The 3639-nt window shown below is 34.1% G+C and carries 3 protein-coding genes; all 3 read right to left on the bottom strand.

Annotated elements, in window-relative coordinates; translation table 11 throughout:
- On the bottom strand, window positions 1-1255 hold a 1255-nt coding region (locus HU235_RS15150; RefSeq protein ID WP_174880735.1), incomplete at its 3' end, for a tagaturonate reductase.
- Between the two features lie 72 nt (window positions 1256-1327).
- Window positions 1328-2332 (bottom strand): LacI family DNA-binding transcriptional regulator, encoded by a 1005-nt coding sequence (locus HU235_RS15145; protein ID WP_174880734.1) that lies wholly within the window; start codon window positions 2330-2332, stop codon window positions 1328-1330.
- A gap of 41 nt (window positions 2333-2373) precedes the next feature.
- A partial coding sequence (gene uxaC, locus HU235_RS15140) for a glucuronate isomerase (RefSeq protein ID WP_174880733.1) occupies window positions 2374-3639 on the bottom strand: 1266 nt, incomplete at its 5' end.

Below are 3639 nucleotides of genomic sequence, written 5' to 3'. Positions count from 1 at the left end.
TTATTACGTATTCATCATCAACAAGTGGAATTTCTTCATGTTCTCGTTTTCCTCGATAAAATAAAAGGAGTGCACTAAGTGAGAAAAGAATTCCTTTTGGAACTGTTTCATATTTATCTAAATAATCTTTCAAAGTTGGCACGACTCTTGCCTTAAATTTTGCAATTGAATTTAATGATATGCTAGATAAGTAATGTTTAATAAATGGATTTTTAAACCGATTCATGACATCATTAGCAAAGTCTAACACTTCTTGTTCATTGTATGGCAAAGTGGGAACAATTTCTTTATATAAGACATGATCAATAAAGTTCTTTGACAATTCTGTCGTAACAGCCTCATAAACTGTGTTTAAGCCAATTAAGTAAGCTACAGGTGACATTAATGTATGTGCACCGTTTAATAGCCTCACTTTTTTCAATCTGAAAGGTCGTAAATCATCGACAACATGAACATTTAACCCAACTAACTCAGCAGGAAATTCCTCTTTAATATATTCCGGTCCTTCGATGACAAATAGATGAAATTGCTCACCTACAACAATTAATTCATCCTTATATCCCAGCTCTGTTATTTTTTTATCAATCGAATCTTTAGGAAATCCTGGAACAATTCTATCGACTAATGTATTACAAAATGTATTAGCTTCATTTAACCAGGAGATAAAGGCTTCATCTAACTTCCATAAACGTGCATATTCCACGATTATTCTTTTTAATTCAGCCCCATTATCCTCAATTAGCTCACATGGAAAAATGATAAAGCCTTTTGATTTATCACCATTAAAAACTTGGTACCGTTTATAAAGAAATGCCGTTAATTTACCTGGAAAACTACTTTGTGGCTTATCTAACGTATCATCGCGATGAAATGAAATACCCGCCTCCGTCGTATTTGAAAAAATAAAACGTAAATCTGGATTTGAAGCAAGAGCTACATATTCTTCATATTCACTCGTAATATTGATTCCCCTGCTAATACTTTTTACTACCTCATGTTCACTCACAGGATTATTTTCTTTTATTCCTTGCAAATAGATTGTATATAATCCATCTTGTTGATTAATCGTTTGAACTGTTCCGCTTTTAGTTGATTGGACAACAACGATTCGACCACGAAATAATTGATGTTGATTCATAACATGGACCTGCCAATCCAAAAACGCTCTCAAGAAATTTCCTGTGCCAAATTGGATAACTCTTTCAGGATATTGTTCATACTCGTTTTGTACGATATTAGCTGATAATTGTTCCAATAGAATACCTCCTTTTATTAATGCACACGTTAACAATACTGTGAAAAGCAAACCGCAATTTGCGGCCTCTAATTAACTTTGCGGTCTCGTCACAGATTGGCGTTTTACGAGATGAGTTGGTAAAAAGCACGGATTTTTTTGTGACTTTTCCTTTTCGATCATTGCCATTAGCTTTTCTGCTCCAACTTGACTTATCTTTTCAATAGGTCGTTTTACTGTTGTAAGGGCAGGTATCGTATATTGTGAAAAACCTATATCATCAAATCCGATAATCGACATATCATTTGGTACAGTTAATCCTGCTTCATAGATTGCTTTCATTGCACCTATTGCCATATCATCATTTGAACAAAATACAGCGGTTGGAGGCTGTTGCAATACCAATAGCCTCTTCATTGCCTCATAACCGCTTTCCATATCATAATTTGCTTGCACCATATAATCACTTCGAACTGGAATCTTCTTCGCTTTTAGTGCTTGAATAAAGCCAGATTTTCTTTCCTTAGATGAACGAAATTGAGAAGTCCCTTCAATAATCGCAATATTTGTATGGCCAAAATCTATAAATAAATTAGCTGCTTGAAAAGCTCCTTCACGATCATTTGAGAGGATGTTAACAATATTTTCGTTCTCAACATGACGATTTAAAACAACTAGAGGAATCTCCTTTTTGACAACATCATCAATAAATGTATTGTCCGCGTCACTTTGACTCATCAAAATAATTCCATCAAACCTCTTACTAGAGATTGCTGAATAATCATGATAATCCTCAGTACCTCTAATTACAATATGATAGTTTTTATCAATCACATCATTGATTCCTTTAATCGTTTCAGCTAAAAAGCTTGATGATGTTCCATTAGAAAGACTCGTAAAAAATAAACCGATCGTATAGGATTTTTGTAAGACTAAGCTTCTAGCATGAACATCTGGAGAATAATTAAGCTCCTTTGCTATTTCCATTATTTTCTTCTTTGTCTTTTCTTTAATTAATGGGCTATTGTTTAATGCCCGTGAAACTGTTGTATGTGATACATTCGCTATTTTAGCGATATCCTTTATCGTTACAGCCATTTATTATAAACCTACCTTAAACATCCTTTTAACCTAGAATATCATACTGTTACCTTCGAAAACTGAAAATAATTTCTCGCGTTATCATATGATATCCCTTTTACAATGCTTCCTAATAAGTCAGGATCATTTGGTACTTCACCATTTTCCACCCATTCACCTATCAAGTTACATACTAGTCTTCTAAAATATTCATGTCTTGTATAAGAAAGAAAGCTTCTAGAATCCGTAAGCATACCGATAAATTGACTAAATAATCCGATATTTGCAAGAGCCTTCATTTGATCCAACATTCCATCCTTCTGGTCATTAAACCACCATGCTGTACCAAATTGCATTTTTCCTGGAACTCCATCCCCTTGAAAACTGCCAATGATACTTGCTAATACGTGATTATCTCGTGGATTAAGGGAATATAGTATCGTTTTTGGCAATGAATGCTTCTGTTCTAAGCTGTCAAGGAATTGAACTAGAGGCTTTGCAATTAAATCATCATTCATACAGTCAAATCCTGTATCAGGCCCTAGTTCTGCTAACTTCCTTTTATTATTATTTCTAAGTGCATTAATATGTAACTGCATCGCCCATCCTAAGCTAGCATATTTTTCACCAAGAAATACGAGAGTAAACGATTTATATTTTTGTTCCTCATCAAGTGTTATTTTTTCACCGCTTAATGCCTTACAGAAAATTTGATTTACTTCTTCCTTAGTCGTTTCGGTAAACATCATGACATCAATTGCATGATCCGATACCCTTCCACCTAATTCGTGAAAAAACTCAATCCTCGATTCTAGAGAGGATAAAAAATCATGATAATCATTGATTGCATTACCAGAAACGATCGCTAATCTTTCCACCCATGTAACAAATCCATCTCGATTGATTTCCAATCCTTTGTCAGGACGGAAGCTTGGTAATACCTTTGTATCAAAATTTTCCTCTTTCCTTAACATTTGATGATATTCTAATTCATCTACAGGATCATCAGTTGTACAAATCACTTCAACACCCGATTTTTTAATTAAAGCCCTTACCGAAAAATCCTCTTGACTTAATAATTGATTCACTTTTTCCCAAATCATCGGTGCAGTTTTTTCATTTAATATTTCATTGATACCAAAAAAACGTTGTAATTCTAAATGAGTCCAATTATACAATGGATTTCCTATCGTCATTGGTACTGTTTTCGCCCAAGCTAAAAATTTCTCATAATCACTTGCAGAACCTGTAATATATTCCTCTAAAATCCCATTTGCTCTCATGGCTCTCCATTTGTAATGATCCCCATATAACCACGCCTCTGT

Origin of the sequence: Metabacillus niabensis (assembly GCF_902829255.1) — a bacterium.
Classification (GTDB): Bacteria; Bacillota; Bacilli; order Bacillales; family Bacillaceae; genus Metabacillus; species Metabacillus niabensis.
This window is presented reverse-complemented; position numbering and strand designations above follow the sequence as displayed.